At 74.8% G+C, this 24,833-nt stretch carries 29 protein-coding genes and 1 tRNA gene; 16 read left to right on the plus strand and 14 right to left on the minus strand.

The annotated features are described in order from the left end of the window. Nucleotides 1-11: 11 nt before the first annotated feature. Nucleotides 12-794 carry a GntR family transcriptional regulator gene (locus ACFYWL_RS13000; protein ID WP_386971408.1) on the minus strand — a complete coding sequence of 261 codons (783 nt, stop codon included), beginning with the start codon at nt 792-794 and terminating at the stop codon, nt 12-14. A gap of 204 nt (nt 795-998) precedes the next feature. On the opposite strand from ACFYWL_RS13000, the gene ACFYWL_RS13005 reads away from it, so the two are divergent. The 4 genes from ACFYWL_RS13005 (at nt 999) to ACFYWL_RS13020 (ending at nt 3,617) form a co-directional block, all read left to right on the plus strand. Then, nucleotides 999-1,550: a hypothetical protein gene (locus ACFYWL_RS13005; RefSeq protein WP_386971411.1), complete on the plus strand. Its 552-nt coding sequence runs from the start codon at nt 999-1,001 to the stop codon at nt 1,548-1,550. Beyond that, nucleotides 1,547-2,059, plus strand: coding sequence for a thiol-disulfide oxidoreductase DCC family protein (locus ACFYWL_RS13010; RefSeq protein WP_386971414.1), 513 nt, complete (start codon nt 1,547-1,549; stop codon nt 2,057-2,059). The genes ACFYWL_RS13005 and ACFYWL_RS13010 overlap by 4 nt, the downstream gene beginning before the upstream one ends. Next, nucleotides 2,001-2,699, plus strand: a complete 699-nt coding sequence (locus ACFYWL_RS13015) for a TetR family transcriptional regulator (RefSeq protein ID WP_386971416.1) — start codon at nt 2,001-2,003, stop codon at nt 2,697-2,699. Before ACFYWL_RS13010 ends, ACFYWL_RS13015 begins: the two co-directional genes overlap by 59 nt. Nucleotides 2,700-3,317: 618 nt before the next feature. Next, complete coding sequence (locus ACFYWL_RS13020; protein WP_386971419.1) at nt 3,318-3,617, plus strand: hypothetical protein; 300 nt, start codon at nt 3,318-3,320, stop codon at nt 3,615-3,617. Between the two features lie 47 nt (nt 3,618-3,664). On the opposite strand, the gene ACFYWL_RS13025 is transcribed toward ACFYWL_RS13020, so the two are convergent. Further along, nucleotides 3,665-4,327 (minus strand): GNAT family N-acetyltransferase, encoded by a 663-nt coding sequence (locus ACFYWL_RS13025; RefSeq protein ID WP_386971421.1) that lies wholly within the window; start codon nt 4,325-4,327, stop codon nt 3,665-3,667. A gap of 230 nt (nt 4,328-4,557) precedes the next feature. Between ACFYWL_RS13025 and ACFYWL_RS13030 the strand changes: the two genes are divergently transcribed. After that, complete coding sequence (locus ACFYWL_RS13030) at nt 4,558-4,752, plus strand: DNA repair protein (protein ID WP_386971424.1); 195 nt, start codon at nt 4,558-4,560, stop codon at nt 4,750-4,752. A 27-nt stretch (nt 4,753-4,779) separates the two neighbouring features. Here the strand turns inward: ACFYWL_RS13030 and orn are convergent, their stop codons facing one another. Continuing rightward, complete coding sequence (gene orn, locus ACFYWL_RS13035; protein ID WP_386971426.1) at nt 4,780-5,376, minus strand: oligoribonuclease; 597 nt, start codon at nt 5,374-5,376, stop codon at nt 4,780-4,782. Between the two features lie 67 nt (nt 5,377-5,443). Here orn and ACFYWL_RS13040 point away from each other — a divergent pair, with 67 nt between their 5' ends. Then, nucleotides 5,444-6,733 (plus strand): glycosyltransferase family 87 protein, encoded by a 1,290-nt coding sequence (locus ACFYWL_RS13040; RefSeq protein WP_386971428.1) that lies wholly within the window; start codon nt 5,444-5,446, stop codon nt 6,731-6,733. A gap of 474 nt (nt 6,734-7,207) precedes the next feature. On the opposite strand, the gene ACFYWL_RS13045 is transcribed toward ACFYWL_RS13040, so the two are convergent. The 4 genes from ACFYWL_RS13045 to ACFYWL_RS13060 all read right to left on the minus strand — a co-directional run bounded on the left by ACFYWL_RS13045 (nt 7,208) and on the right by ACFYWL_RS13060 (nt 11,272). Next, complete coding sequence (locus ACFYWL_RS13045) at nt 7,208-7,639, minus strand: NUDIX domain-containing protein (RefSeq protein WP_386971430.1); 432 nt, start codon at nt 7,637-7,639, stop codon at nt 7,208-7,210. Between the two features lie 352 nt (nt 7,640-7,991). Then, nucleotides 7,992-8,699 (minus strand): hypothetical protein, encoded by a 708-nt coding sequence (locus tag ACFYWL_RS13050; RefSeq protein WP_386971433.1) that lies wholly within the window; start codon nt 8,697-8,699, stop codon nt 7,992-7,994. Nucleotides 8,700-8,857: 158 nt separating this feature from the next. Then, nucleotides 8,858-9,586: a YcnI family protein gene (locus ACFYWL_RS13055; RefSeq protein WP_386971436.1), complete on the minus strand. Its 729-nt coding sequence runs from the start codon at nt 9,584-9,586 to the stop codon at nt 8,858-8,860. Between the two features lie 15 nt (nt 9,587-9,601). Beyond that, complete coding sequence (locus tag ACFYWL_RS13060; protein WP_386971438.1) at nt 9,602-11,272, minus strand: copper resistance CopC/CopD family protein; 1,671 nt, start codon at nt 11,270-11,272, stop codon at nt 9,602-9,604. Nucleotides 11,273-11,499: 227 nt separating this feature from the next. On the opposite strand from ACFYWL_RS13060, the gene ACFYWL_RS13065 reads away from it, so the two are divergent. From ACFYWL_RS13065 to ACFYWL_RS13080, 4 genes are all read left to right on the plus strand, one after another. Next, complete coding sequence (locus ACFYWL_RS13065; protein WP_386971440.1) at nt 11,500-12,114, plus strand: sigma-70 family RNA polymerase sigma factor; 615 nt, start codon at nt 11,500-11,502, stop codon at nt 12,112-12,114. Nucleotides 12,115-12,182: 68 nt separating this feature from the next. Beyond that, nucleotides 12,183-12,704, plus strand: a complete 522-nt coding sequence (locus ACFYWL_RS13070; RefSeq protein WP_386971442.1) for a MauE/DoxX family redox-associated membrane protein — start codon at nt 12,183-12,185, stop codon at nt 12,702-12,704. Continuing rightward, complete coding sequence (locus ACFYWL_RS13075; protein WP_386971445.1) at nt 12,697-13,413, plus strand: DsbA family protein; 717 nt, start codon at nt 12,697-12,699, stop codon at nt 13,411-13,413. Before ACFYWL_RS13070 ends, ACFYWL_RS13075 begins: the two co-directional genes overlap by 8 nt. Then, nucleotides 13,410-14,552: a hypothetical protein gene (locus ACFYWL_RS13080; protein ID WP_386971448.1), complete on the plus strand. Its 1,143-nt coding sequence runs from the start codon at nt 13,410-13,412 to the stop codon at nt 14,550-14,552. The genes ACFYWL_RS13075 and ACFYWL_RS13080 overlap by 4 nt, the downstream gene beginning before the upstream one ends. Here the strand turns inward: ACFYWL_RS13080 and ACFYWL_RS13085 are convergent. Genes ACFYWL_RS13085 through ACFYWL_RS13100 form a run of 4 tightly spaced genes read right to left on the minus strand, consistent with a single transcriptional unit; the run spans nt 14,542 to nt 17,229 of the window. Continuing rightward, nucleotides 14,542-15,300, minus strand: coding sequence for an energy-coupling factor ABC transporter ATP-binding protein (locus tag ACFYWL_RS13085; RefSeq protein WP_386971451.1), 759 nt, complete (start codon nt 15,298-15,300; stop codon nt 14,542-14,544). The genes ACFYWL_RS13080 and ACFYWL_RS13085 overlap by 11 nt on opposite strands. Next, complete coding sequence (gene cbiQ / locus ACFYWL_RS13090; RefSeq protein WP_386971454.1) at nt 15,297-16,067, minus strand: cobalt ECF transporter T component CbiQ; 771 nt, start codon at nt 16,065-16,067, stop codon at nt 15,297-15,299. Before cbiQ ends, ACFYWL_RS13085 begins: the two co-directional genes overlap by 4 nt. Nucleotides 16,068-16,078: 11 nt before the next feature. Beyond that, a complete protein-coding gene (locus ACFYWL_RS13095; protein ID WP_386971457.1) occupies nt 16,079-16,513 on the minus strand; it encodes a PDGLE domain-containing protein in 435 nt (144 codons plus the stop codon). Next, nucleotides 16,510-17,229 (minus strand): energy-coupling factor ABC transporter permease, encoded by a 720-nt coding sequence (locus ACFYWL_RS13100; protein WP_386971460.1) that lies wholly within the window; start codon nt 17,227-17,229, stop codon nt 16,510-16,512. Before ACFYWL_RS13100 ends, ACFYWL_RS13095 begins: the two co-directional genes overlap by 4 nt. Before the next feature lie 384 nt (nt 17,230-17,613). Between ACFYWL_RS13100 and bcp the strand changes: the two genes are divergently transcribed. The 5 genes from bcp to ACFYWL_RS13125 all read left to right on the plus strand — a co-directional run bounded on the left by bcp (nt 17,614) and on the right by ACFYWL_RS13125 (nt 20,395). Continuing rightward, nucleotides 17,614-18,090: a thioredoxin-dependent thiol peroxidase gene (gene bcp, locus ACFYWL_RS13105; protein WP_386971463.1), complete on the plus strand. Its 477-nt coding sequence runs from the start codon at nt 17,614-17,616 to the stop codon at nt 18,088-18,090. A 263-nt stretch (nt 18,091-18,353) separates the two neighbouring features. Next, on the plus strand, nt 18,354-18,935 hold the full coding sequence (locus ACFYWL_RS13110; RefSeq protein ID WP_386971466.1) for a pyridoxamine 5'-phosphate oxidase family protein: 582 nt from the start codon (nt 18,354-18,356) through the stop codon (nt 18,933-18,935). An 80-nt stretch (nt 18,936-19,015) separates the two neighbouring features. Then, a tRNA-Leu gene (locus tag ACFYWL_RS13115) sits at nt 19,016-19,103 on the plus strand. A 205-nt stretch (nt 19,104-19,308) separates the two neighbouring features. After that, complete coding sequence (locus ACFYWL_RS13120; protein ID WP_386971469.1) at nt 19,309-19,755, plus strand: DUF5980 family protein; 447 nt, start codon at nt 19,309-19,311, stop codon at nt 19,753-19,755. A gap of 88 nt (nt 19,756-19,843) precedes the next feature. After that, on the plus strand, nt 19,844-20,395 hold the full coding sequence (locus tag ACFYWL_RS13125; protein ID WP_386971472.1) for a GNAT family N-acetyltransferase: 552 nt from the start codon (nt 19,844-19,846) through the stop codon (nt 20,393-20,395). Nucleotides 20,396-20,499: 104 nt separating this feature from the next. Here ACFYWL_RS13125 and ACFYWL_RS13130 read toward each other — a convergent pair whose 3' ends face one another. Together ACFYWL_RS13130 and ACFYWL_RS13135 are read right to left on the minus strand one after the other, a co-directional pair. Further along, nucleotides 20,500-21,519, minus strand: coding sequence for an expansin EXLX1 family cellulose-binding protein (locus tag ACFYWL_RS13130; RefSeq protein ID WP_386971475.1), 1,020 nt, complete (start codon nt 21,517-21,519; stop codon nt 20,500-20,502). A gap of 69 nt (nt 21,520-21,588) precedes the next feature. Further along, nucleotides 21,589-22,422 carry a class I SAM-dependent methyltransferase gene (locus ACFYWL_RS13135; RefSeq protein WP_386971478.1) on the minus strand — a complete coding sequence of 278 codons (834 nt, stop codon included), beginning with the start codon at nt 22,420-22,422 and terminating at the stop codon, nt 21,589-21,591. 115 nt (nt 22,423-22,537) lie between these two features. Between ACFYWL_RS13135 and ACFYWL_RS13140 the strand changes: the two genes are divergently transcribed. Next, on the plus strand, nt 22,538-23,605 hold the full coding sequence (locus tag ACFYWL_RS13140) for an LCP family protein (protein ID WP_386971481.1): 1,068 nt from the start codon (nt 22,538-22,540) through the stop codon (nt 23,603-23,605). 49 nt (nt 23,606-23,654) lie between these two features. Here ACFYWL_RS13140 and ACFYWL_RS13145 read toward each other — a convergent pair whose 3' ends face one another. Further along, nucleotides 23,655-24,776 carry an endo-1,4-beta-xylanase gene (locus tag ACFYWL_RS13145; protein WP_386971484.1) on the minus strand — a complete coding sequence of 374 codons (1,122 nt, stop codon included), beginning with the start codon at nt 24,774-24,776 and terminating at the stop codon, nt 23,655-23,657. Nucleotides 24,777-24,833: the final 57 nt, after the last annotated feature.

Raw genomic sequence — 24,833 nt, forward strand, 5'->3', positions numbered from 1 at the left:
CACGCCTCTCGTCAGTCCTCGACCGGCATCTCGTAGTCCAGGCCATTCAGGTCGCCACGCAAAACGAACCGGGTGACCTCGAAGGGCCTTTCCCGCTCGTCGAAGCTCGTGTGCAGCACCTCGATGACCGGCACACCGGGAGGCATGCCCAGACCGGTGAACTCCTCGTGGTACGGCATCCTGGCCGAGACCTCCTCCCGGATGCGCGTGATCCGGTAGCCGAGTTCCTCGAACCTGGCGTAGATGCTGCCCTTGCCGAGTGCCCGTGCCGAGGCGAGCGGTGAGTCACCGGCGACATCGACGGGGATGTAGGTGATCCCCACCTGAACCGTGTCGTCATCGGCGAAGTACCAGTTTTCCCGGCGGATCACCACTGCCGTGTCCGGGTCGAGTCCGAGCCGCTGGGCGACGTCCGCCGGTGGCCGGTCACGGTTGACCGACCGGCACTCGGTCCTGGGAGTGCGGCCCTGCTTTGTGACTTCGATACGGAACGGCGACAGCCCGGTCTCGTCGCGCAGGCGTCGCGAGTAACGGTCGACGCCGAGCCGCACGAGCGGCTTCGGGGAGCGGACGAAGACGCCCCGCCCGTGCTGCGCGACAGCCAAGCCCTCGGCTTGCAGGATTCCCACCGCCTCCCGGGCGGTGTTGCGCGCCGTGCCGTACCGGGCCGCAAGCTCGCGCTCGGACGGCAGCTTGTCACCGGGAGCCAGCTCACCGGCCCTGATGCTGGAACGCAGGTCATCGGCCATGCGTCGGCTGGGGGGCCGCTTGTCGGCAGCCACGTGTTCGTCCATGATCCGCCCGCCTCGAGGAGTGGCATCGACACCTCACTCTATCCGAACTGGCTCAAGCCAGCACCCGTCCAGCCGTCCGCCATGCCCACCCATCTGGCTCAAGCCAGCACGCGGCAGCGTGACCATCAGCAACTTGAACGCGTTCAAGATGTGCCCTACGCTGAGGGCGACCTGAATTTGAACGTGTTCAAGAAAGGTGCCGGGATGGACGTCAAGGTCTGGATGTACCTGGTCTACCTCGCGGTCAGCATCGGCCTGACCGTCTGGGTGGCGCGGTCGCTGTCCCGCAACGGGCTGGTCTTCCTGGAGGAGGTCTTCGCCGACGAGCGGCTGGCCCGCGCCGTGAACAGCCTCCTGGTCGTCGGCTTCTACCTGCTCAACCTCGGCTACGTCACGGTGGCGATGCGGCACCGCGACCCGGTCACCGGCACCAGCCAGGCGATGGAGGAGCTGTCCCTGAAGGTGGGGCTGGTGCTGCTGGTGCTCGGCGCGCTGCACTTCTTCAACGTGTTCGCGCTCGGCCGCTACCGCCGGGGCCGGCTGCGCCAGCTCGCCACCCACCCCCCGGTGGCACCCGTCGGCCGGCTCGCCCCGCTGCCCGCCCAGCCCGGCCCACACGCGCCGCACCCCGCCGGCCCGCACCCCGCCGGCCCGCACCCCGCCGGCCCGCACCCCGCCGGCCCGCACCCCGCCACGCCGCCGGCCGGGCCGCACGGTGGCGCGCCGGGTGCCGGCCCGGTTCCGCCGGCCCGATGAGCGGACGCTCTCCCGTCCCGACGGGCGACGCCGGTCCCACCGCGCACGGGGGCGGTGGGATCGGCGGCCTCACCGTCCTCTACGACGCGCACTGCCCGCTGTGCCGGGCCGCCCGGCGCTGGCTGGCCACGCGCGCCCAGCTCGTACCCCTGGAGTTCGTGCCGGCCGGGTCGGTCGAGGCCCGGCGGCGCTTCCCGGGCCTCGACCACGACGCCACGCTGCGCGACCTGACCGTGGTGGCCGACACCGGCGAGGTGTACGCGGGCGATGGGGCCTGGTTCGCCTGCCTGTGGGCGCTGGCCGACCACCGGGCCACGGCCGAGCGGCTGGCCCGGCCCCACCTGATGCCGCTGGCCCGGCGGGTGGTGGCCGCCGCCTCGTCGGTCCGTGGGCTGGTCCGCGAAGAGTGGGACGGACCGGCCGGCCCCGACCCGGGATACGGTGACGACGATGACCGAGCAGACTGCGCCGACGACCGCTGCGGGCGAGGCGGCGACCGTCCGGGGTGAGCAGACGCGGCGGCTGATCCTGGACACCGCGCTGCGGATGTTCCGGGAACGCGGCTACGCCCGCACCACGATGCGGGCCATCGCCCAGGAGGCGGGCGTCGCGGTCGGCAACACCTACTACTACTTCGGCTCCAAGGACCACCTGATCCAGGAGTTCTACGCGGGCACGCAGGTGGAGCACCGGGCCGCCGCGGCGGCGGTGCTGACGCGGGAGACCGGGTTCGGGCAGCGGCTGGCCGGGGTGATGCACGCCGGCATCGACGTGCTCACCCCGTACCACGATTTCGCCGGGAGCTTCTTCAAGACCGCGGCCGAGCCGACGTCGCCGCTGAGCCCGTTCTCCGCCGAGTCCGCCGCGCCCCGGCAGGCGTCGGTGGCGCTGTTCCGCGAGGTGCTCGACGGCTCGACCGCGAAGGTCGACCCCGAGCTGCGCCCGGAGCTGCCCGAGCTGCTCTGGCTGGCGTACCTGGGGGTGGTCCTCTACTGGGTGCACGACCGCTCCCCGGGGCAGGCGAAGACCCGGCGGCTCATCGACGGGGCGGTGCCACTGGTCGACCGCCTCGTCGGCCTGTCCCGGCTGCGGGTGCTGCGGCCGGCCACCCGCCAGGCGATCACCCTGATCCGCACGCTGCGTCACTGACCCCTCCGGCGGCAGGTTTCGCTCATCCACAGGTCAAGTCCACTAGACGACACCCCCGACCCGCCGGCACCCCTTGCCCATCGCCAATCTCGCTACGTAGCGTCATGGGCGGAACGGCGGCCGGCGGAGCGACCGGCCGCCCCACGGGGAGGGCCTGGGGGGAAGCCGCGCGGATCGTGGGTCCGGCCCGGGATCCACGATCCGCGCCGCGCCCTACCGTCCCAACTTGCCACCTTTTATGGATAGCTGTCGTTGATTCGACAGCTTTTCGGCATCGACGCGAGAGCCGGCCTTTGGCATGCTTTGCGTCATTGACACGCTCTGATCCATCGGTTCCCGATCCTTCCCGTCGCGGGATCCCGCTGGTTTCCGGCGGGCGGAAGGAAGGGGCCCCGGCCCGCCAGGCTTTGGCATCGTCCTGCCCGCCTGCCGGTCCGTCCCGTCCGGCAAGACAGACCGAAGGGAGCCATCGTGCGTCACGTCCGCAGGGTGCTTGCACTCGTCCTGTCCACGGTGACCATGAGCGGCGCATTCGTTGTCGCCCTCGCATCACCCTCGCAGGCCGCCGTGTCCTGTTCCGGGACTGTCACCTACAGCGAGAGCTACGGTCCCGGCGAATTGACGATCTTCTACAACACCTCCAACGGCGGCACGAACAGCGCCTGCTTTTACCACAAGGGCGCGGCGTACGGCGTCGCCGCACCGACCTACGTACGCGCGTACCGATGCACGCAGCAGTCCGGCGAGGGGCAGCCGTGCACGGTGGCGGCCAGTTCCAGCGAGGACTTCGGAAACTACGCCTACTACGCCGGGCCGCGAGGCGTCACGGGCACCGCGAACTACTGCGTCGCCGCGGTCGGCTACGTCGACTGGCAGGGCTACCGGTACACGATCAGCAGCGGGCGACAGGGCTGTTGACCCGGCTGGGCTGGCCGGTGACCCCGGCCGGGGCCGGGGACGCCCGCCTACGGCGGATAGACCCCGTACGACCGCCAGCCCCGGTCCGCGAAGCCGGCGGCCTCCGCCACCCGCGCCGACGCGGTGTTGGCCGGGTCGTGCCGGTACGTCGGCACGGCCCCCTCGTCGAGCACCCGCCGGGCCGCCTGGGCCACCAGCCGCCGGGCCAGCCCCCGGCCCCGGGCGGCCCGCACGGTGCCGACGGCCAGCTCGTGGCCGTGCGCGTCGTGCCGCTTGATCGCCACGCCGGCCAGGTACCGCCCGTCGGCATCCCGCACCACCAGCACGTCGCGGTCGAACAGCCCCAGCCAGCGGGGCAGCCCCGGCGCGGTCGGCGCGGTCCACTCCCCCACCTCGGGCAGCGGGGCCGGGGCCAGGGTCCACCGGAACACATCGTCGTTGGACACCCAGCGCGGATGGGCCACGGCGACCGGCAGGCCGGCGAGCAGCCGCCGCTGCGACCGGGCGGCGAGGGCCCGGACCGCCGGGACGTGCCGGGGCGCGACCGAGAGCACCGTCCCGCGCCCGTCGCCGACCGCGATCGCCGGGCGGAGCCGGCCGTCCCAGGCCGGCAGGTCACGCCGGTACGAACCGACCACCTGCCGCCCGGGGCCCGGCGGCCACTGCCCGAGCCAGGTCACCAGGTGCAGGTACAGCCGCCGGTCGCCCACCGGTCGCCTCCCTCCGCCGCGCCCGCCGGGAGGCGCCGACATGATCACGGTACGCCGCCGGGCCGGCGATCGTGCGCGGGTTGGTCGGCGCCCGGGGCGGACGGGTAGACGTACGCGACACCGCCGGTGGCCGGCGGTTCGTCACACTGCCGGTGGCGGGAACCTGAGGCGCTCCGACCACGTCATATCTATTTTCATACATGTACAACTTTCTCTGGGACGGTATGGTCATGCCGAATCTGCCTGAGGACCGACACGAGCAGGACGCCAAGCGGCGCTGGCGGGGGGCACGCGGGTGGTTCCCGGCGCAGCCGGCATACCGGGAGGCCCGCAACGTGCGCGGCGTGCGGCCGGCGCTGTCCTGGGCGGAGCTGAACCGGCTGCCGGCCGGCGTCTCCACCCGGCGCGGCCTCACGGCCCGCTGAGCCGACCCGACCCCGAGCCGCGTGGGCTCAGAGCTGCGCGGCGATGGCCTTCGCGCTGTCCACATCCGGGCCGGGCAGCGGGACGAAGATCGTCCGACGGTAGTACTCCAGCTCGCGGATGCTCTCCCGGATGTCGGCCAGCGCCCGGTGGGCCAGCCCCTTGCGCGGCTGCCCGAAGTAGACCCGCGGATACCAGCGCCGGCACAGCTCCTTGATGGAGGAGACGTCGATCATCCGGTAGTGCAGGTGGGCGTCGAGGCGCGGCATGTCCCGGGCGATGAAGCCCCGGTCGGTGGCGATCGAGTTGCCGCACAGCGGGGCGGAGCGGGCGTCCTTCACGTGGCTGGTGACGTAGTCGAGCACCAGGTCCTCGGCCTCGGCGAGGGTCACGGCGGAGCGCCGGACCTCCTCGGTCAGCCCGGACTTGGCGTGCATGGTCCGGACGATCTCCGGCATCGCCTCCAGCGCCGCCTCGTCGGCGTGGATCACCACGTCGACCCCGTCGCCGAGCACGTTGAGGTCGGGGTCGGTGACCAGCGCGGCGACCTCGATCAGGGCGTCCCTGCCGAGGTCCAGCCCGGTCATCTCACAGTCGATCCAGACGAGAAGATCAGCCACGCGCACAGCCTACGCGCAGCCCACGCCCTCGCGCCTCGGCACCGTACGCGGGACGGACCGCTAGGGTTTCCCCGTGCCAGCTGAACCGATCGCGCCACCCTCCGTGACCGCCGCCGAGCCGGGCGGCCGCCGGGTCCGCCGGCTGGTCACGGTGCTGGCCCTGGCGGCCGTGCTGCCGGCGCTGTACCTGCCGGGCCTCAAGCACGACTTCCTCGATCTCAAGATCTACATGCGGGCGATGGACTGGTGGGCCGCCGGCCACCCGCTCTACGACTACGTGCAGCCGGACCGGGTGCAGGGCGAGCTGTACTTCACCTACCCGCCGGTGAGCGCGCTGCTGCTGCGCCCGTTCGCGCTGCTGCCGCTGGGGCTGACGATCACGGTCTTCACGGCCCTCACCGCGCTCGGCGTGGTGGTGACCACCCGGTGGCTGCTCACCCCGGTCGTCGCCCGGCACGGCCTGCCCCGGGTGTTCACCCTCACCGTCGGGGTGCTGCTGGTCTTCGCCGTGGAGAGCACCCGGGAGACGATCACCTTCGGCCAGATCAACATGCTGCTGGTCGTGCTGATCCTGGCCGACCTGCTGTTCGCCGTGCCGCAGGGGCGGCGCTGGGCGGGCGTGGGCGTGGGGCTGGCCACCGCGCTGAAGCTCTACCCCGGCATCTTCATCGTCTACCTGCTGGCCACGCGACGGTGGCGGGACGCGGCCGTGGCCTCGGCGACCGCCGCCGGCGCCACGCTGCTCGCGGCGGCCGTGGCCCCGGCCGACTCGTGGCGGTTCTTCACCCACGAGCTGTGGGCGACCGACCGGGTGGGACGCACCGACTACACCGGCAACCAGTCGCTGTTCGGGCTGCTCAGCCGGCTCACCGCGCCCGCCGAACCGAGCCGGGTGCTGTGGCTCGCGCTGGCCCTGCTGGTCGCCGGGTACGGGCTGTGGCGGGCGGCCCGCGCCGCCCGCGCCGGGGACGCGCTGACCGGCCTGACGCTGACCGGCCTGGTCGGCGCGCTGGTCAGCCCGATCACCTGGACCCACCACATCTACTGGTTCGTGCCGGCGGTGGTGTTGCTGGCCGACGCGGCGCTCGGCACGGACCCGACGACGCCGGCGGGGGCCCGGCGGCGACGGTGGCTGGCCGGCCTGGCCGCCGGCACCGGCGCGCTGATCGTCTACGGGGTGGTGTCGTTCCACGACTGGGGGGTGGCCCCGGTGCCCACCGACTCGCCCGGGGAGTTCCTGGCGCGCAACGCGTACGTGCTGCTGAGCCTGCTGCTGGTGGTGACCCTGCCCGTCACCCGCCCCGGCCCGGCACCCGCCCACCGGGGCGAAAAATCGCGCCAAATGGACAGTTCTCCCGAGTAGCGTTGTTACCGGCTAATCTTACCCATACCTCGGGCATCCCCCGTGGCACCGATCCCCCGGTGCAGGCGGCCCTCCGTGTCGGCAGCACGGAGGGCCGCTCGGGCTCGGTGCAAGGAAGGGCCCCCTGTTAACGCCTACGGTAGAGAAGGGTTCCCTACTCACACCGAGGCGGCGGCTCGACCGGCGGGCGGCGGGCCTGGCGCACCAGAATGCGAATCCGATCGCAGGCGTGGCGGGCGATCCCCGGCCGGCGGCAAGGGCCGAGTGATCGAGGGGGCCGCTCAGCGGTGGTTCGATGCTGCGGTCAAGACGCCGGACGCGCGCAGCGCGGCGATACGATCGCGAAGCTGACCGCCGGTCAGGCGCTTGGCCGCTGCCGCCTCCGGCGTCTCGCTGGCGGCTCCACACTGCCACCAGGCTTGCCCGCGCGGACCGTGCGAGGGATCAGCGCCGACACGTCCACTGGCCCCATGGCTAGAAGCCCCGCTCTGAATACCGTTGCCCGGCGGCCACGTGGCGCAGCGCCTCGGCGACGTACGGCACCACGTTGGCGGGCAGATCGGCCAGATCGTAGAAGTCCCAGCCTGCGCACTTGTCCGGCTCGGTGTTGGTGATCTCGCCGGACCAGGATCGGGCCTCGAAGAACAGGGCGACGCGGCCAGAGTTGGTGCGGTGGTGCATGAGATGCACCAGCCGCAGTTCGTCGGCCTTGATGAGAACGCCGATCTCTTCTTCGGCCTCCCGTGCCGCGCCCGTGCTGGCGGACTCGTCGTCTTCAAGGTGCCCGGAGGGCAGGCCGAGCTGTCCGTCCGCCCAGCCGGTGTTCTGGCGCTCGCCGAGCAGGATGCGGCTGTGCCCGTCGCGCAGGATGAGGTGCAGGTCGACACACGCCTGGTACCGGCCCATGAGTAGCTCCCTGTCGTTCGTGTCGGGGCTTCGTTCTGGTGGTGACGCGGGTTGCATTCTTCGCCGCGTACGCAGGCTGGTCAGGTCGCCGGGCCCGTGGGTACATCGGCTTTCCAGAGGCGGCACACAGGCCCGATGTCCGGTTCGACCGCGCACGAGGCCGAATCCACGTCCGTGCTCCAACCCGCCGCAACAGCTCGCCAGATGTACCGACGCTGGGGCTGGCAACCCGTAGCGATCTGACCGGACCTGACGGTGCAGGTCAGGGGCCATGTTTCGGGCAGCACATGCACGCCGATACAAGATACCCATCGAGCACGTCGATCAAGAGAGTTGTGGTCAGGAACGCCGGTCAGGAGCGCGGGCGGACGCTGGGCGCGGCGGGGCGGAGGCGGGGCGGCGGGTCGATGCGTACCGGACGGGTGGTGGCTTCCGGCGCGACCGGCGGCCAGGCCGACGGGCCCGGCAGAGGTGACGACGCCGGCCCGGACAACGACGCCGGCCCGGACGACGAAGCCGGCCCGGACGACGGGGCCAGCCCGGACGACGGGGCCAGCCCGGACGATGCCGAGCGAGCCGACGACGGCGGCGGGGTCAGGTCCGCGAGGGTGGCCGGGCGGCGGGCCGGCGCCGGCCCCAGCGCGGGCCGGGGACGCCCGGCCGACGCCCCCACGGCGACCAGTTGCCGTTCGGCGGGGACGGCCGGGGCGGGCGCGGGGCGCGCGCCCAGCCCGCTGAGCGAGGTCACCCCGAGCCGGCCGGCGAGCACCGGGACCTGGTCCGGCTCGACCACGAAGACCACCTCGCGCGGTCGCGCCGGGCGAAGGAGCAACGCGGCGGAGGCCACCAGCACGACCCCGAGGACGGCCAGCAGCCAGGCGGCCACCGGGAACCAGCCGGCCGCTGCGTTCGCCTGGAGGGCCACCGCCCCGAATCCGACGCTGAACCCGCCGGCCGCGTCGGCGTGCCGGGACAGGACGCCGAGCACGCCTGCGGCCAGCATCGCCGAGATACCGATGGTGAGCAGCAGCATGCCGGCGAGCGCGCGAGCGATTCGCATCCGTGTCGTTCCCTTCCGTGGCCTGAGTACCCGGCCGACCTTACCGGCGCAAAAGGAGCAATCGGCCCGATATCAGCAGCAACGGCGTACGACGGGGGCCGGAAACGGGCCGGCCCGCCGGTGGGACCGGCGGGCCGACGGGCGGAATCCCGGGATGATCAGCTCGTCGCCGCCGGCCCCCGCCGGGTACGGGCGAACGCGAGCCCGCCGAGGACCAGCCCGGCCAGCCCGGCGACCAGCCCCGCGACGCCGAACGCGAGGCCCGCCCCGCCCTCGGAGCCTTCGTCGTCGTCCGCCGCCACGGGGGCGGGCGAGGCCGGGGCCGAGGCCCCCTCCGACGGGGCGGCGGCGGTCAGGGTGAGCACCGGGGCCGGCTTCTCCGGCTCCTCGGCCCCGGCGGTGGGCTCCTCGATCCAGCGCACCACCGTGCCGTCGGAGTAGGTCTGGAGCGCCTTGAACACCATCGTGTCGACCTGCGGCAGGGGCCCCATCGACACCGGGAACTCCTGGAACTGGCCCGGCTTCACCGCCGCGTCCCCGGCCGCCGTCCAGGTGATCTTGGCAACCGCCTCGGTGACCTCGCTGCCGTGCACCTGCACCGGCGGGTCGACCTTGCGCTTCTCCACCGCCACCGTCCAGCCCGGCACCGGCATCGTCGACACCGAACCGACCGGGGCGTTCTCCGGCAGCACCACCTCGACCTTCGTCGTCGAGGTCTCGTCGCTCTCGTTCGGCACCCGGAACGCGAACCGGCCGTAGCCGCCCTGCGTCGCCTCCTTCGGGTTGACCGAGACGTGGGCCGAGGCGGGCGCGGCCACGGCGAGCACCACGGCGGCGACGCCGAGGGCCAGGGCGGCGGCGGTTACGGAACGCCGGTGACGGAGCATGGGGACTACCTTTCGTTAACGGATCGGCACGGTGGCGCTCACCGTGGCCTGGTCGATGTCCGAGATGCGGACGGTGAAGCGGAACTGCCAGTCCCCCGAGGCCGGCAGGTTGATTTCCCCGGACGCGTGGTTGTCGGTCAGCGGCAGCAGCGGGATCTCGATCGGCTCGATCCCCGCCGACGGCAGCGCGGCGGTCGCCTTCCACTCGGCCACCGGCTGCGGCCGGTTGTCCGACGTGTACGCGTACAGGTGCATCGAGTTGTTGCCCCGCCGGGCCGGGTCCAGCTCCACCTGGAGGGAGTAGAGCGGGCTCGACAGCGTGGTGGTGAAGAAGTTGTCCGCCGTGCCGGCCACCTCGGCGGCGCTGCGGGCCGGCGGGGTCTGCACCAGGGTCGCCGTCACGCCGAGCACCACGGCCGTGATCGCCAGCTCGACCCAGACCGCCCGGCGCACCGGGGTCGGGTGGGCCGCGGCGGTGCGCCGCCGCACCAGCGCCCGGGAGTACGCGGCCACGCCGATCACCAGCGCGAACAGCACGATCTTGGCCAGCACCAGCCGCCCGTACGTGGTGTCGACCAGGGCCGCCGGGGTGGCCACCTCGATCAGCGCCTGCACGGTGCCGGCGAGCAGCAGCGCCGCGACCGACAGCGCCGCCCAGCGCGACCAGACGGGCAGGATCGCGCCCAGCTCCCGCTCGTCGGCCAGGCGCAGCAGGAAGCCGCCGAGCATCACCAGCCCGCCCAGCCACACGGCCATGCTGCCCAGGTGCACCGCGTCGACCACCACCGACACCGCCGGCGCGGGCGAGGCCGCCGGGTGCCCGGCCAGCGGCCAGGTGAACAGCGCCGCCCCGCCGAGGATCGCCAGGATGATCGCGTCGGTGCGCCCCACCGGCCCGGCGAACAGCGGGCGGAGCAGGAACGCCGCCGCCGCGAGCAGGCCGAGCCGGACCAGGTGCGCCGTGCCGTACGTGCCGCCGAGCACGTCGCCGAGGCCCGCGCCGGTCACGTCGAACAGCCCGCCGCCGGCGGTGTAGGGCACCTGGAGCCACAGCTCGGCCAGCGTGGCGAACGCCAGCACGCCGAGCCCTGCCCAGGCGAGCCGGGCCGGGCCCCGCCGGTCGAGCCGGCGCGGCCACAGCGCGCCGAGCACCAGCGCGGGGCCGACCAGCAGGAGCAGGCCGGCGTAGCCCAGGTACTTGGCGACCTTGACGCCGGTCTCCACCACCGGGTCGGCCCGGGTGTCCGTCCCGCTGTCCGTCGGCGGGGTCGATGGCGCGCCCACCGACCAGGTGAACGCGCCGGAGATCGGGTGGTTGTCCGCCGAGATCACCCGGTAACTGATCAGGTACGTCCCGCGCCCCGCCGACGGGTCCACCGGGATGGTCACCACGGTGTCGGAGAACGCCGGCTCGCCCCGGTCGGCCCGCGCCCCGTCCGGGGCGATCACCCGGATCTTCCCGGCCACCTTGCGCACCGGCTCGCTGAACGTCAGCACCACCTCGGACGGCGCGCTCGGCACCACGGCGGAGGCGGCCGGGCTGCTGCTCACCAGCACCGCGTGGGCGCTCGCGGGGGTGGCCGGGGCCAGCAGCAGGGCGACGACGGTGACCAGCAGTCCGGCGAGCGCGCCGAGGCGCGCGAGCCGGCGGGGGGGCCGGAGGTTGGCAGCAGTCATGCCGGCCATGCTCGCCGATGAACGGGCCGATCGGCGAGCCCGTCCCGCCCGCGCGCCGCCGAGGACGCCTGCGGGTCCTCGCCGTCGGGCCGCGCCGACAGCGCCACGCCGTCGTCGTCGCAAGTCATAAGCGGGTGGTCGGGCAGCGCACCGGAAAAGTTCCCGGAGTGTGCCAGGTCATTGGAAGGGCCGAAGGACCCTGCCGGCCGCCGGCACGCCGCGTACCGTGGTCTGACGTGATCCCCGCGCCGCGCGAGCCCGCCGCCGACGGTCCCACCGACCCGGCGCGTGGTCGTGCCCCCGACCCGGTGGCCGGGCGCGAGCCCGACCCGGCGACCGGCTGGGCGCTGGCCGCCCGCGACGGCGACCCGGCCGCCCAGGCGGCGTTCGTCCGGGCCACCCAGGCCGACGTGTGGCGGTTCGCCGCCGCGCTCGTCGACCCCGACACCGCCGACGACCTCACCCAGGAGACCTATCTGCGGGCGTTCCGGGCGCTGCCCGCCTTCGCGGGGCGGTCCAGCGCCCGCACCTGGCTGCTCGGCATCGCCCGCCGCGCCTGCGCCGACCACCTGCGCGTCGTGGTCCGCCGGCGGCGGCTCGCCCAGCGGCTGGCGAGCCACGCCCACACCGACCTTCCGCACCCGGACCCCGCCGGGCAGCTCGGCGTCGCCGACCTGGTGCGCCGGCTGCCCGCCGAGCGGCGGGGGGCGTTCGTGCTCACCCAGCTGCTCGGCCTGTCGTACGCCGAGGCCGCCGCCGTGGAGGGGGTGCCGGTCGGCACCATCCGTTCCCGGGTGGCCCGGGCCCGCCACGACCTGGTCGAGTCGGCCGGCGACGCGCTGGCCGGATGACCGGAGACGCCAGGCATGACCGGGAACTCCCGCGCGACGGGGAACCGCAGCCGGGGCCGGGACGACCAATGACCGTGACCGCATCGCACACCGGGGGCGCCCGCTGGGCCGCCCTCCGGCCCTGGCTCGGCGTCGCCGCCCGGCTCGGCCTGGCCGCCGTCTGGCTGGTCGCCGGCGGGGCCAAGGTCGGTGACCTGGCCGCCTCCGGGCGCGCCGTCAACGCCTACCAGGTCATGCCGTACGACGTCGCGACCGTGATCGGCGCGGCGCTGCCCTTCGTCGAGCTGGCCCTCGGGGCGCTGCTGCTGGTCGGCCTGGCCACCCGCCTGGCGGCCGGGATCTCGGCGGCCCTGCTGGTGGTCTTCGTCGCCGGCATCGCCTCGGCCTGGTCGCGCGGCCTGGCCATCGACTGCGGCTGCTTCGGCAGCGGCGGGCAGCTCGCCGCCGGGCAGACGCCGAGCTACCTCCCGGAGATCCTCCGGGACCTGGGATTCCTGGCCCTGGCCGGGTTCCTGCTGACCTGGCCCCGCACCCCCGTCTCCGTCGACGGCTGGCTCGCGGGCCCACCGGTGGAGGACGATGATGAGTAGTCGCAAGGGGCAGCGCAACGCCGCCCGCGTGGTCCGCGAGCAGCTCGCCCGGGAGCGCCGGCGCAAGCGCACCCTCTGGACGTCGCTGGTGGCGGTCGCCGTCCTGGTCATCGCCGGCGGGATCGGCTGGGCCGTCTGGTCCAGCCAGCGCTCCGACACCTTCACCGCCCCGCCGGGCGCGACCGAGGCCGGCACCGGCATCGCGTACGGGACGGGCCCGGTCACCATCGACCTGTACGAGGACTTTCTCTGCCCCGCCTGCAACCAGTTCCAGCAGACCAGCGGCGCGACGATCGACCAGCTCGTCAGCGAGGGCAAGGCGCGGGTGGTGTTCCACCCCGTGGCCTACCTCAACCGGTTCTCCACGACCGAATACTCCACCCGCTCCTCCGCCGCCTCCGGCTGCGCCGCGAAGGGCGGCAAGTTCCAGGAGTACGCGAAGGCGCTGTTCGCCAAGCAGCCGCCCGAGGGCGGCGCGGGGCTGAGCGACGACGAGCTGGTCGACATCGGGGCGGGCGTCGGGCTGAACCGGGACGACTTCGCCTCCTGCGTCTCCGACGGGACGTACAAGGCGTGGACCGAGCACGTCACCGACGACGCGAGCCGGGCGGGCGTCACCGGCACGCCCACCGTCAAGGTCAACGGCACGGAGGTCGCCGACCGGTCGCCCGCGGGCCTCACCGCGGCGGTGGCGGCGGCCGGCAAGTGACCCCCGCCCCGCCCCGCCGCACCGGGCCGGGCCGCCCGGCCGGGCCGGCCGTCGTCGCCCGGCTCGTCGGCGTGCTCGCCGGGCTGGCCGCCGTCCTCGCCACGGCGACGCCGGCCGCCGCGCACGGCGGGGAGTCGCCCGACGGCACGGACTACCGGGCCGAGGTGACCGGCGTCGCGCCGGCCCGGCCCGGGCTGACCGCCCGCGTCGTGGAGGGCGGGGCGCGGCTGGAGCTGGTCAACCGCACCGGGCGGCCGATCGAGGTGATCGGCTACACCGGCGAGCCGTACCTGCGCGTCGGGCCGGACGGGGTCTACGAGAACGCCCGCTCCCCGGCGACGTACCTCAACCGGACCCTCGCCGGGGACACGGCCCTGCCCGCCCAGGCGGACCCGGCCGCCGCACCGGACTGGCGGCGCGTCGGCGACGGGCCGACGGCCCGCTGGCACGACCGGCGGGCCCGCTGGCAGGAGTCGGCCCCGCCGGCCGTGGTGCGCGCCGACCCGACCCGTGAGCAGCGGGTCCGGGACTGGGCGGTGCCGCTGCGCGACGGCGTCGAGCCGGTGGAGATCCGGGGCACCCTCGACTGGGTGCCGCCGCCCGACGCCTACCCCTGGTGGGTGGCGGCCACGCTCGGCTTCCTGCTCGTCGGCTCGGCCGGGCTGCTGGCGGCCGGCACCCCGCTCGGGGCGCGGGCGCTGGCCGTGGCCGGCGCGGCGCTGGCCGTGGGCGGGGTCGCCGCGGTCGTGTTCACCGTGGGGCGGGAGCTGGACGCGGGCGCCACGGGCGTCGGCGGGGTGCTGCTGGGCCTGCTCGGCGGGCAGATCTGGGCGCTGCTCACCGGCCTCGGCGCGCTCGCGGCGGGCGGGTACGCGCTGGCCCGCCGCCCGGCCGCCGACTTCGCCCTCGCGCTGGCCGGTGCGTGCCTCGCCCTGTTCGCCGGGGTCACCAACGTCGCCGTCCTCGCCCGCTCGGTGCCCCCGCTGCCCTGGCCCGGCGGGCTGGCCCGCGCCCTGCTCGTGCTGATCCTGGCCACGGGGGCCGGCGCCACGGCGGCGGGCCTGCTCCGCCTCCGCGCCGCCGCCCACCCGGGGAGTCCCCGCCCCGCCCCCGGCGTGACGGAGGCGGTCAGGGGGTGAAGCCGTAGGGCAGCTCCAGGCGGTGCGCCGCCAGCAGCTCCCGGTCGGCCAGCAGCTCCCGGGTGTCGGCGTCGGCGACGATGCGCCCGCCGTCGAGGATCACCGAGCGGTCGCACAGCTCCAGCGCGTACGGCAGGTCGTGCGTGACCATCAGCAGGGTCACCGGCAGGCCGCGCAGGATCTCGGCCAGCTCCCGGCGGGCCGCCGGGTCGAGGTTGGACGACGGCTCGTCCAGCACCAGGATCTCCGGGTGCATGGCCAGCACGGTGGCCACCGCCACCCGGCGGCGCTGCCCGAACGACAGGTGGTGCGGGGCCCGGTCGCGGTGCTCGCCCATCCCCACCGCCGCGAGGGCCTCGTCGACCCGGGCGGCCAGCTCGGCCCCGCGCAGCCCCAGGTTGGCCGGGCCGAACGCCACGTCCTCGGCGACCGTGGGCAGGAAGAGCTGGTCGTCCGGGTCCTGGAAGACGATCCCGACCCGGCGGCGGATCTCCGCGAGGGTGTCCCGGTCGCGGCTCACCGGCAGCCCGCCGACGCTCACCGAGCCCTCGGCGGCGGTGAGGATGCCGTTGAGGTGCAGCACCAGGGTCGTCTTGCCCGCGCCGTTGGGCCCGAGCAGCGCCACCCGTTCGCCGCGCGCCACGGTCAGGTCCACGCCGTGCAGGGCGACGTGCCCGTCCGGGTACGCGTACCGGACGCCGCGCACGTCCAGGGAGGGGGGAGCCGGGTTCTGCACGTCCCCGATCATGTCAGGGCGACGGCGGTCGCGGCGATCCCGGCCGCGACCAGCGGCACCGTCGCCCCGACCAGCCACTGCCCCGCGCTCGCCGCGCCCGCGCCCTGCCACACCGCCGGCATCCGGCCGGAGTAGCCGCGCGACAGCATCGCCAGGTAGACCCGCTCGCCGCGCTCGAACGCGCGCAGGAACAGCGCGCCGACCCCGGCGGCGAAGCCGCGCAGCTGCCACAGGAAGCGCGGGTCGTCGCCCCGGGAGACCCGGGCCACCCGCATCCGGCGGGCCTCGCCGACCAGCACGTCCAGGTAGCGGAGCATGAACGTGGCGATCTGGGTGACGATCTGCGGGCAGCGCAGCCGGTCCAGGCCGACGATCAGGTCCCGCGTCGTCGTGGTCGCGGCCAGCAGGAGCGACGCGAGCACGCCGAGCGTGCCCTTGGCCAGGATGTTCCAGCCGCCGAGCAGCCCGTCGACGGACAGGGCCAGCCCCGCCACCTCGACCCGCTCGCCCGCGCCGAGGAACGGCAGCGCGACGGCGAAGAGCACGAACGGCAGCTCGATCGCCGCGCGGCCCAACAGCCAGCCCGGCCCGACCCGGGCCAGCGCGGCCACGGCGGCGACCAGCAGGGCGTACCCGCCGAACGCCCAGAACGCCGTGCGGGGGGTGGCCACCACCGCGAGGGTGAACAGCACCATCGCGGCGATCTTCACCTCCGGCGGCAGGCGGTGCACCGGGGAGGTCGACTCCCGGTAGAGCACGTGCGCGTGACCGGCCCCCATCGTCGGGTCGCCTACCGGGACCGGGTCGCGGGCGACGCGTCGCCGGCCGGGCTCCCGACGGCCCGGTCGTCCGGCTGGTCGGCGGCCGGCTCGCCGCCGGTCGGCGGCTGCGGGCCACGTCGACGCAGCAGCCAGAAGACGCCGCCGCCCACGGCGAAGGTGAGCAGCACGCCGAGCACCCCGGACAGGCCGGTGGAGAGGAAGTCGTTGTCGAGGCCGCGGACGCCGTAGTCGGCGAGCGGGCTGTTGGCCAGCTCGTGGTCGCGCTCCTGCTGGGCGGGGCAGCTCCCGCCCGTGATCTCCCCCTCGGCGTCGACCGTGCAGCCCTTGAGCAGCGACGAGTCCAGCCCGTCGGGATGCGCCGAGGCGTAGTTGCTGACCACGCCGGCCAGCAGCAGGGCGACCAGCAGCCCGCCGACGACGAAACCCCAGGGACGCTTGCTCATCGGGCACCTCCGGCGACCGGGACGACGGGAGCCGGCGCGGCCGGCTTGAGGGCGCGCAGCGCGTACACCAGATCGGGGCGCACCTTCGCGACGGTGACCACCGTGGTCGCGGTGATCAGGCCCTCGCCGATGCCGATCAGCAGGTGGACGCCGGCCATCGTGCCGGCCAGGCCGGCGAGGTTGCCGCCCAGGTCGGTGGTGCCGCCCAGCCAGTACTGGAGCACGAAGCCCTGGGACGCCACCACGACGCTGACCAGCGCCGAGACGAAGGCCGTCACGGCGAGGCCGGTCGGGGTGCGCGGCAGCACCCGCAGCAGCAGGGCGATCAGCAGGTACGCCGCCGCGGTGCCGAGGACCGCCATGTTGGTGACGTTCAGGCCGAGCATCGCCACCCCGCCGTCGCCGAAGACCAGCGCCTGCACGACCAGCACGACCGCCACGCAGAGCGCGCCGACCCACGGGCCGACCAGCAGCGCGGCGAGCGCGCCGCCGAGCAGGTGGCCGCTCACCCCGGCGGTGAAGATCGGGAAGTTGAGCATCTGCACGGCGAAGATGAACGCGGCGACCAGCCCGGCCATCGGGGCGAGCCGGTCGTCGAGGTCGCGCCGGCCGCGCAGCACGCAGAGGGTCAGCACGGCCAGGGCGAACGCGGCGAAGACGGCGGCGACCGGGCCGTTCACGATGCCGTTGGAAATGTGCATCGCCAGGGTTTCCACTCGACCTCCCGGTGGCCCGGCGGGAGCGTCCACGCCGGCTCGGCCCAGCCTATTGGCCGTGGCATGCTGTTGCCAATCCCTGGCAACAAGGCCGCGGCTTTGATGACTGGCCCGGCCGGGGCCGTCGCGCGGGGCCGGGGGCCGGGCGGGGGCCGGGCCGGGCCGGGCCACACCCGCCATGTCGGCGACACGGGCCCATCACCGGCCCGGGATCCCGCGATGTCGGCGACATGGCGGGCGGCGTCGGCCCGGCGGCCCGGCGCGGCGGCCCGGCGCGGCAGCCCGGCGCGGCAGCCCGGCGCGGCAGCCCGGCGCGGCAGCCCGGCGCGGCAGCCCGGCGCGGCAGCCCGGCGCGGCAGCCCGGGGCGGCGGTAGGGTTCGGCCATGACCGCGCCAGCCCGCCTCAGCCCCGGTGACCCCGCGCCCGAGTTCAGCCTGCCGACCGACACCGGCGAGACCCTCAACCTGGCCGACCTGCGCGGCCGGACGGTGATCCTGTACGCCTACCCCGCCGCGATGACCCCCGGCTGCACCAAGCAGGCGTGCGACTTCCGCGACTCGCTCGCCTCGCTCCGGTCCGCCGGCTACGAGGTGGTCGGCATCTCCCCGGACAAGCCGGAGAAGCTGGCGAAGTTCCGCGAGCGGGACGCCATCACCTTCCCGCTGGTCGCCGACACCGACCGGGCGGTGCTCACCGCCTACGGCGCGTACGGCGAGAAGCAGTCCTACGGGCGCACGGTGACCGGCGTGATCCGGTCCACCTTCGTCATCGACCCCGACGGCAAGATCGAGCGGGCGCTCTACAACGTCAAGGCCACCGGCCACGTCGCCAAGCTGCGCCGCGACCTCGGCCTCGACTGAGCGACAGGCTCGGCTGAGCGACAGGCTCGGCTGAGCGACCAGCTCGGCTGAGCGACCAGCCGCACGGCGTGCGGGTCGCCCAGCCGGGCGGCCCAGCGGTCGCGCCACGACGGCAAGCAGCGAGATGCCCGGGGCGTCGCCCGCCGCCGATACTTTCCTGGTAGCGATCAGACTACGGCCGGTCACGCCGGGGATCGCGGGCCCCGCCGTGCGTGGGCACCGGGACGAAGCGGCTGCCGGTATCCGCGCGGGAAGGGGCAGCTGTGGACTACGCCGAAATCGTGCACCTGGTGAACACCGATCCGGTGGCCCAGACGTTGCTGGAGTCGCCGGTCGCGATGCGGCTCGGCTACGTGGGCCTGGACGGCCACCCGCGCACGGTGCCGGTCGCGTACCTGTGGAACGGCGAGGCGTTCCAGTTCGCCAGCCCGACCACCGCGTACAAGGTGCGGGCGATCGCGGCGCACCCGCAGGTCTCCTTCAGCGTCGACACGTACTCGGCGGAGGTGCGGCGCAAGGTCGCGGCGCAGCTCGGCCCGACCGTCTCCGACTACACCCCCGTCGTCATGCTGGTGCGTGGCACGGCGTCGATCGAGGTCCACCCAGGGGTGCCGGACGTGCACGTCAAGGCGTCCTGGCGGATGTTCGCGGACAAGAGCCTGGCCCCGGGCTGGGAGCAGCAGAAGCGCGCGCACACGACCGACATGGCGGTGATCACCATCAGGCCGACCCACATCACGCTGTGCGACTTCGTGACCCGCTTCCCGCCGCCGGTCGAGATCAACGCGCCCGCCCACGACCCCGCCCACGGCGGGAGCGGCGGCGCGCCGGTGCCGGTCAACTGATCCGGGCCCGGATCCGGGCGGTCCGCCTGCCGGACGGTGCTAACACGAGGGACGCCGAACCCTCTAGACTCCTCGGGCAGGCGGGAGTGGTGGAATTGGGTAGACACGCAGGATTTAGGTTCCTGTGTCCGTGAGGACGTGGGGGTTCGAGTCCCCTCTCCCGCACCACGGGTTCCAGCGCGCACACCATCGCGGTCGACGGGCCGGTCGAGCCTCCGGCCGGTCCCGTCGCATCCCGCCGCCCTCCGGCGCCGGCCTCCCGATGCCAGCCTCCCGCGGGTTGCCGAACCGACACCGGCAGCCCATATTGATAGATGGCGATGCGTCGACGAGGCCGGTCGCCGCTACCCGTCGCACGCCCTGGGAGGCTTCGATGTCGCGATCGATCTTCATCACCGTACGGCTGGCGGTCGGGCTGGTCACCGCGCTGGCGTTGACGCTGGTCGGCGGCCAGCCGGCCGCCGCGTCCGGCACCGCCACCACGGCGGCCACCTGGCGGCTGACGGACATCGGGCAGCGCATCTGCATCCCCGCCGGCCAGTCCTGGTGGACGTACTTCTGGATCACCATCGACGGGCAGTGGTCGACGCCCATCGAGGTCGGCGCGCGGAACCTGCCCGCCGGCACGACCACGAGCCTGCCGCAGGCGCCGATCCCGCCCGGGTCGAGCAACGGCAACACCGCGCTCACCATGATCGCGATGACCCTGCCGCCGCTTTCGTACGGGGTCCATCAGCCGGAGCTGACGGCGTCGGACGGGGTGCAGACGCAGAGCGTCCCTGTCACGATCAAGGTCCAGGAGAGCTGGGGCTGCGCCTGATCCCGGCGGGATCGCGGGCACCCGGCGCGGCTGTTGCGCCGGTCACGATCGTGCGCCCGCCGGGTGGCGGCGGGGCCAGGATGACGGGGTGAGCCTGCGCTTCGTCCTCGACCCCGACCCCACCGCCGAACTGCGCGAACAGATCGTCGCCCTGTGGGTGGACGTCACCAACGCCGGCGGCGCGGTCGGCTTCGTGCCGCCGGTCACCGCGGCCGACGTCCGACCCGTCGCCGAGGCGGCGTTCGCCGGCATCGTCGACGGCCCGGACCGGCTGCTCGTCGGCTACGACGGCGACCGCCCGCTGGCCGTGCTGGTCTTCGCCGACAACCGGTTCGACCTCAAGGCGCACTGGTGCGTGCTGAAACGGGTGATGGTGCACCCCGGCACGCAGGGCCTGGGGTACGGGTCGGCGCTGATGCGGGAGGCGGAACGGCTCGGCCGGAAGCTGGGCCGCGAGGCGCTGCACGTGACCGTGCGGGGCGGGTTGGGGCTGGAGCGGTTCTACGCGCGGCTCGGGTACCGGGAGGTGGGCCGGCTGCCCGGCGCGCTGCGGGTCGCCCCGGGCGACGACCGCGACGAGATCCTCATGTGGCTCGACCTCACCGCCGGCGGCCCCGCTCACGAGAAGGCGGCGCGGTAGTCCGATCAATGGCCGGTTGCGGTGCGATCGCGTCGGCGTGTCGCGTAGCGGAGCCGGCCAAACATCCCGGCGCGGCCAGGTGGGGACGCCGACGAGACTCCGGTTCAGTTGCGGCAGCCGGCGGGCGCTCCGGCGGCGAGCGGCACGACGGGCGCGTCCGGGGCCGACGGGCTGGACGAGGCCGGGGCGGCCGACGGCGACGGGCGGGGGGACGTCGCGCGGGGCGACGGCGAGGCGCTGGGCCGGGGCGACGCGGAGCGCGCGGCCGGCCGGCCACCGCCGGCCGCCGCGCCGCCGTACATCCTGACCGTGCCGCGCTGGACCTGCCCGGGCGTCAGCCGGACGCCACCGGCGGTGACGCGGTGGCCGTAGACGTCGGTGACCCGGATCGAGAACGGGCCGGGGCCGACGCCGGACTCGACCAGCCAGTAGTTGTAGTCCTGCCGGTCGGCGGCGCGCCACCCGCCCGAGCCGCCCTGCCGCACCTGGACGGCGCGCAGCGGGTTGCCGTGGTCGGCGACCAGCACGGCGAACCAGTACCGCGACGCGCCCTCCTTGATCCGGAACGCGAGCGGTCCCGGCAGCGGCGGGTCGACCACCGCGCGGTAGCTGACGGAGACGATGCCCTGCGCCGGGTCGGCGATCCGCGCGAATGCCTCGCGGGAGAGGTCCAGGTGCCCGGGCGCGCACTCGGGGCACTGGTCCATGACGAGGACCCGGACGGTGCCCTTCGGGCCCGTCACGTCGAGGTGGCCGCCGCAGGCCGCGCCGGCGGCGTACTCCGCCGGGCCGAGCGCCACGTAGAGCCGGTTCGCCGGGGCGCTCGGGTAGGAGCAGTTGCCACCGGCGCCCTTGGAGTCGTAGAAGGTGGCCTTGCCCTTGTGGACGGTCCCACCGACCGGCGGCGCGGCGGCGGCCGGCGCGGCGAGGGGGCCGGCGGCGGGCGGGGCCGCGCAGGTGGGGGTGGCGCCGGCGCGCAGCGCGAGGGTCAGGCCGAGGACGCCGGCGAGGACGGCCACCCCGCCGGCGGCGAGCCAGCGGGACCGGCCGGGGCGGCGGGCGCGGCGGCGGCCGGGGCCGCCCGCGGGTTGGGGGGCGTCCGGGGGCACGCTTGCGTCGGTCACGCCGGTCGATGCTGCCGGACCCCCGACGGCGGGGACAAGCCGGCTAAGCCAAAGCTAAGACGCCGGGCGTCACCAGGCGGCCCCGATGCCGTCGCCCGGATACCAGTGCCGGGCCGGGGTCTCCCGGTACGCCAGGAACCGCCGGCCGGTGCGTTCGGCGTGCTCGGCGAGGACGTTGGTGCTGGTGACGTTGTCGGTGAGCAGCAACGCGCCGGGGGCGAGCCTCGGCTCGACGGCGTCGAACTCGCGCTTCTCGTGGGCGCGGCTGTGGTCGCTGTCGTGCAGGAAGAGGTCGACGGGCCGGTCGAGCGCGCCGATCGAGGCGACGGAGTCGCCGACCACCAGGTCGACGACCCCGGACCAGGGTGCGGTGCGGGCCAGGTAGCCGGCCTCGGGGTTGATGTCCAGCGAGGTGACCCGGCCGGGGTGGCCCTCGGCGGCGTTGCGCAGCAGGGCCGCCGCCAGCACGCAGCTGCCCAGCCCCTTGTCGACGCCGGTCTCGACGACGTGCGCGGGGCGGCGGGCGCGGACCATCGCGTACCAGCCGATCCGGCGGGCGTAGCGGACCTGGCGGTCGGCCAGGCCCCGGCGGGACGCCTCGGCGGTGGCCCGTTCGATGTGCCGGCGCAGCTCGTCGTCGCCCTCGATCTCGGCGAACCAGCCGCGCACCCGGGCCACCGGCACGTCGCAGACGACGCTGACGAACCAGGACAGGTGGTGCCGGCTCAGCGTGGTCAGCTCGTACGTGTAGTTGTGGTGCTCCCGGGAGGTGACCAGCCAGCGGGCGGAGGCGCGCAGCACCTTGGCGTCGTGCCGGGCCACCCGCGCGAGCCGCCTGGGGAAGGCGGCGACCGGGGCGAGGCGGGTGCGGGCGATGGCCCGCCGGAGCTTCGTCGCGTCCACGGGTGGGTTCTATCAGGTCCAGGGAAACAACGGGTGGCGAACTTCACGCCCGCCCGGCCCCGGCCCGGCCGGTACGGGCACGTGCGGGGCCCGGCGCGTCGATAGCATCGCCGCCATGTCTCGTCCCGAGCAGGTCGCCGCACCGACCCAGGACGGCCCGTCCGGCCCGTCCGCCGCAGCGTCCACGCCGGAGGGCTCCGGGGCACCGCCGAAGCGCCGCCGGTGGGGGCGGATCGCGCTGGTGGCGCTGCTCGCCGTGGTGCTGCTGGGCGCGGGCGGCGCGGTCGCCGGGGCGCTGTGGCTGCGGTCGGTGGAGCGGGGCGTCGACCGGGTCGACGCGTTCGCCGAGGTGCCGGAGCAGGAGCGGCCGGCGGCGGTGGCCCGGGGCGCGCTGAACATCATGGTCCTGGGCAGCGACTCGCGGGACCCGGACGGCACCCAGGGGTCGCGCACCGACACGATCATCGTGGCGCACCTGCCGAAGGACCGGTCGAGCGCCGAGCTGATCTCGATCCCCCGGGACACCTGGGTCCCGGTCCCCCGCTCCGCCGACGGCCGGCACGGCGGCCGGCAGGCGAAGATCAACGCCGCGTACGCCTGGGGCGGCGTCCCGCTGATGGTGCGGACGGTGGAGCAGTTCACCGGCGTCCGCATCGACCACGTGGTGCTTGTCGACTTCGCGGGCTTCCAGGAGATCATCGACGCCCTCGGCGGGGTCGAGATCACGTCGGAGAAGACGTTCACCTCGATCCATCCCCCGTTCCGCACCTTCCGGCAGGGGCCGCAGCTCATGGACGGCGAAACGGCGCTGGACTACGCCCGGCAGCGCAAGCAGTTCGCCGACGGCGACTTCGCCCGGATCCGGCACCAGCAGCAGGTCATCAAGGCGATCCTCGACCGGGCCGCGTCCGGCGGCATCCTCGCCAACCCCAGCCGGCTCAACGCGTTCGTGCGGGCCACGTCGGACTCGGTCTCCGTCGACCGGGGCATGTCGCTGCTGGACATGGCGACCCAGCTACGCGGGCTGCGCGGCGGCAACCTGTTCTTCTTCACCTCGCCCAGCCGGGGCACGGGCACCGTCGGCAGCGAGAGCGTGGTCTTCGCCGACGAGCGTCGGGCGCGCACCCTCTACGACGCCGTCCGCCGCGACGCCGTCAAGGAGATCCTCGCCGCCGGCTCGTGACCGCGGCGTGGCCGCCCCGCCGAGCACGCCCGAGCACGCCCGCGCGGGGTCAGCCGCCGGTGCGTCGCCGGGCCGCCAGCTCGTCGAGCAGCGCCGCGTGGGCCGGCTTCGGCCGGAAGTCGGCGTCGAAGAGGCAGGCCGCGCCGAAGCCGCGGTGGTAGCCGGGGATCCAGCTACGGGCGTCGGTGAACCCCCACACGGTGACCGACGCGCAGGCCGCCACGTCCAGGCAGGCGCGCAGCACCTCCCGGTAGACGGCCGCCTGGCGGCGCAGCCCCTCCCCCGTCGCCGGGAGCCGCACCCGCACGTCCAGCTCGGTGACGGCGACGCGCACGCCCAGCGCGGCGAAGCGGCGCAGGTTGCCCCGGACGTCCTCGGGCGGGCGCTCGGCGTCCAGGTGCCCCTGGAAGCCCACCCCGTCGACCGGTACGCCGTCGGCGCGCAGCCGCCGCACCAGCTCCAGCAGCGCGTCGGCCTTCGCGGTCCGCCCCTCGGTGCCGTACTCGTTGACGAACAGCCTGGCGTCGGGGTCGGCCTGCCGGGCCCAGCGGAACGCGTCGGCGACGTAGCCGGGGCCGAGCTTGCGCAGCCAGAGGGTGTCGCGCAGGGAGCCGTCCTCGGCGAGCACCTCGTTGACCACGTCCCAGGCCCACACCCGGCCCCGGTAGTGCGCGACGACGGCGGTCACGTGCCGGCGCAGCACCTCCCGCAGCCGCTGCGCCGGCCAGTCCGGGGAGACCCAGTCCGGCACGTCGTTGTGCCAGACCAGGGTGTGGCCGTAGACGGCCTGGCCGTTGCGGCGGGCCAGGTCGACGATCTGGTCGCCGCCGGCCCACGCGTAGACGCCGGGCGAGGGCTCCAGGTTGCTCCACTTCATCGCGTTCTCGGCGGTGACCGCGTTGAACTCGGCGGCGAGGACCCCCGGGTAGGCGGCGTCGAGGTTCAGGCCCCTCGGGTCGACGGCCGTGCCGATCAGCGTCCCGGCCGGGGCGAGGCCGCGCAGCGTGCCGGCCGCCGACGGGGTGTAGGCGGGCGCGGCCCGGGCGGCCTGGCCCGGGTCACCGGCGCGGCCGGTGCCGACGGCGGCCATGCCGGCGAGCAGGACGGTGGCGACGACCAGCGCCGCCGCCACCAGCAGGCCGGCGGCGGTGAGCGGGCGTGGCCGGGTCACCGCCGCAACGGGCCCGGGTCGGGTGCGCGGGCCGGCCACGGCACGATCGAGGCTCCG

It is taken from the genome of Micromonospora sp. NPDC002575, assembly GCF_042889525.1.
GTDB lineage: Bacteria > Actinomycetota > Actinomycetes > Mycobacteriales > Micromonosporaceae > Micromonospora > Micromonospora carbonacea.

Bases quoted from the DNA above. Each gene is read 5' to 3' on its own strand.
- ACFYWL_RS13000 (WP_386971408.1), bottom strand. From the start codon at position 794: ATGGACGAACACGTGGCTGCCGACAAGCGGCCCCCCAGCCGACGCATG.
- ACFYWL_RS13005 (WP_386971411.1), top strand. From the start codon at position 999: ATGGACGTCAAGGTCTGGATGTACCTGGTCTACCTCGCGGTCAGCATC.
- ACFYWL_RS13010 (WP_386971414.1), top strand. From the start codon at position 1,547: ATGAGCGGACGCTCTCCCGTCCCGACGGGCGACGCCGGTCCCACCGCG.
- ACFYWL_RS13015 (WP_386971416.1), top strand. From the start codon at position 2,001: ATGACCGAGCAGACTGCGCCGACGACCGCTGCGGGCGAGGCGGCGACC.
- ACFYWL_RS13030 (WP_386971424.1), top strand. From the start codon at position 4,558: ATGCCGAATCTGCCTGAGGACCGACACGAGCAGGACGCCAAGCGGCGC.
- ACFYWL_RS13045 (WP_386971430.1), bottom strand. From the start codon at position 7,639: ATGGGCCGGTACCAGGCGTGTGTCGACCTGCACCTCATCCTGCGCGAC.
- ACFYWL_RS13050 (WP_386971433.1), bottom strand. From the start codon at position 8,699: ATGCGAATCGCTCGCGCGCTCGCCGGCATGCTGCTGCTCACCATCGGT.
- ACFYWL_RS13055 (WP_386971436.1), bottom strand. From the start codon at position 9,586: ATGCTCCGTCACCGGCGTTCCGTAACCGCCGCCGCCCTGGCCCTCGGC.
- ACFYWL_RS13060 (WP_386971438.1), bottom strand. From the start codon at position 11,272: ATGGCCGGCATGACTGCTGCCAACCTCCGGCCCCCCCGCCGGCTCGCG.
- ACFYWL_RS13070 (WP_386971442.1), top strand. From the start codon at position 12,183: ATGACCGTGACCGCATCGCACACCGGGGGCGCCCGCTGGGCCGCCCTC.
- ACFYWL_RS13075 (WP_386971445.1), top strand. From the start codon at position 12,697: ATGAGTAGTCGCAAGGGGCAGCGCAACGCCGCCCGCGTGGTCCGCGAG.
- ACFYWL_RS13085 (WP_386971451.1), bottom strand. From the start codon at position 15,300: ATGATCGGGGACGTGCAGAACCCGGCTCCCCCCTCCCTGGACGTGCGC.
- cbiQ (WP_386971454.1), bottom strand. From the start codon at position 16,067: ATGGGGGCCGGTCACGCGCACGTGCTCTACCGGGAGTCGACCTCCCCG.
- ACFYWL_RS13095 (WP_386971457.1), bottom strand. From the start codon at position 16,513: ATGAGCAAGCGTCCCTGGGGTTTCGTCGTCGGCGGGCTGCTGGTCGCC.
- bcp (WP_386971463.1), top strand. From the start codon at position 17,614: ATGACCGCGCCAGCCCGCCTCAGCCCCGGTGACCCCGCGCCCGAGTTC.
- ACFYWL_RS13120 (WP_386971469.1), top strand. From the start codon at position 19,309: ATGTCGCGATCGATCTTCATCACCGTACGGCTGGCGGTCGGGCTGGTC.
- ACFYWL_RS13140 (WP_386971481.1), top strand. From the start codon at position 22,538: ATGTCTCGTCCCGAGCAGGTCGCCGCACCGACCCAGGACGGCCCGTCC.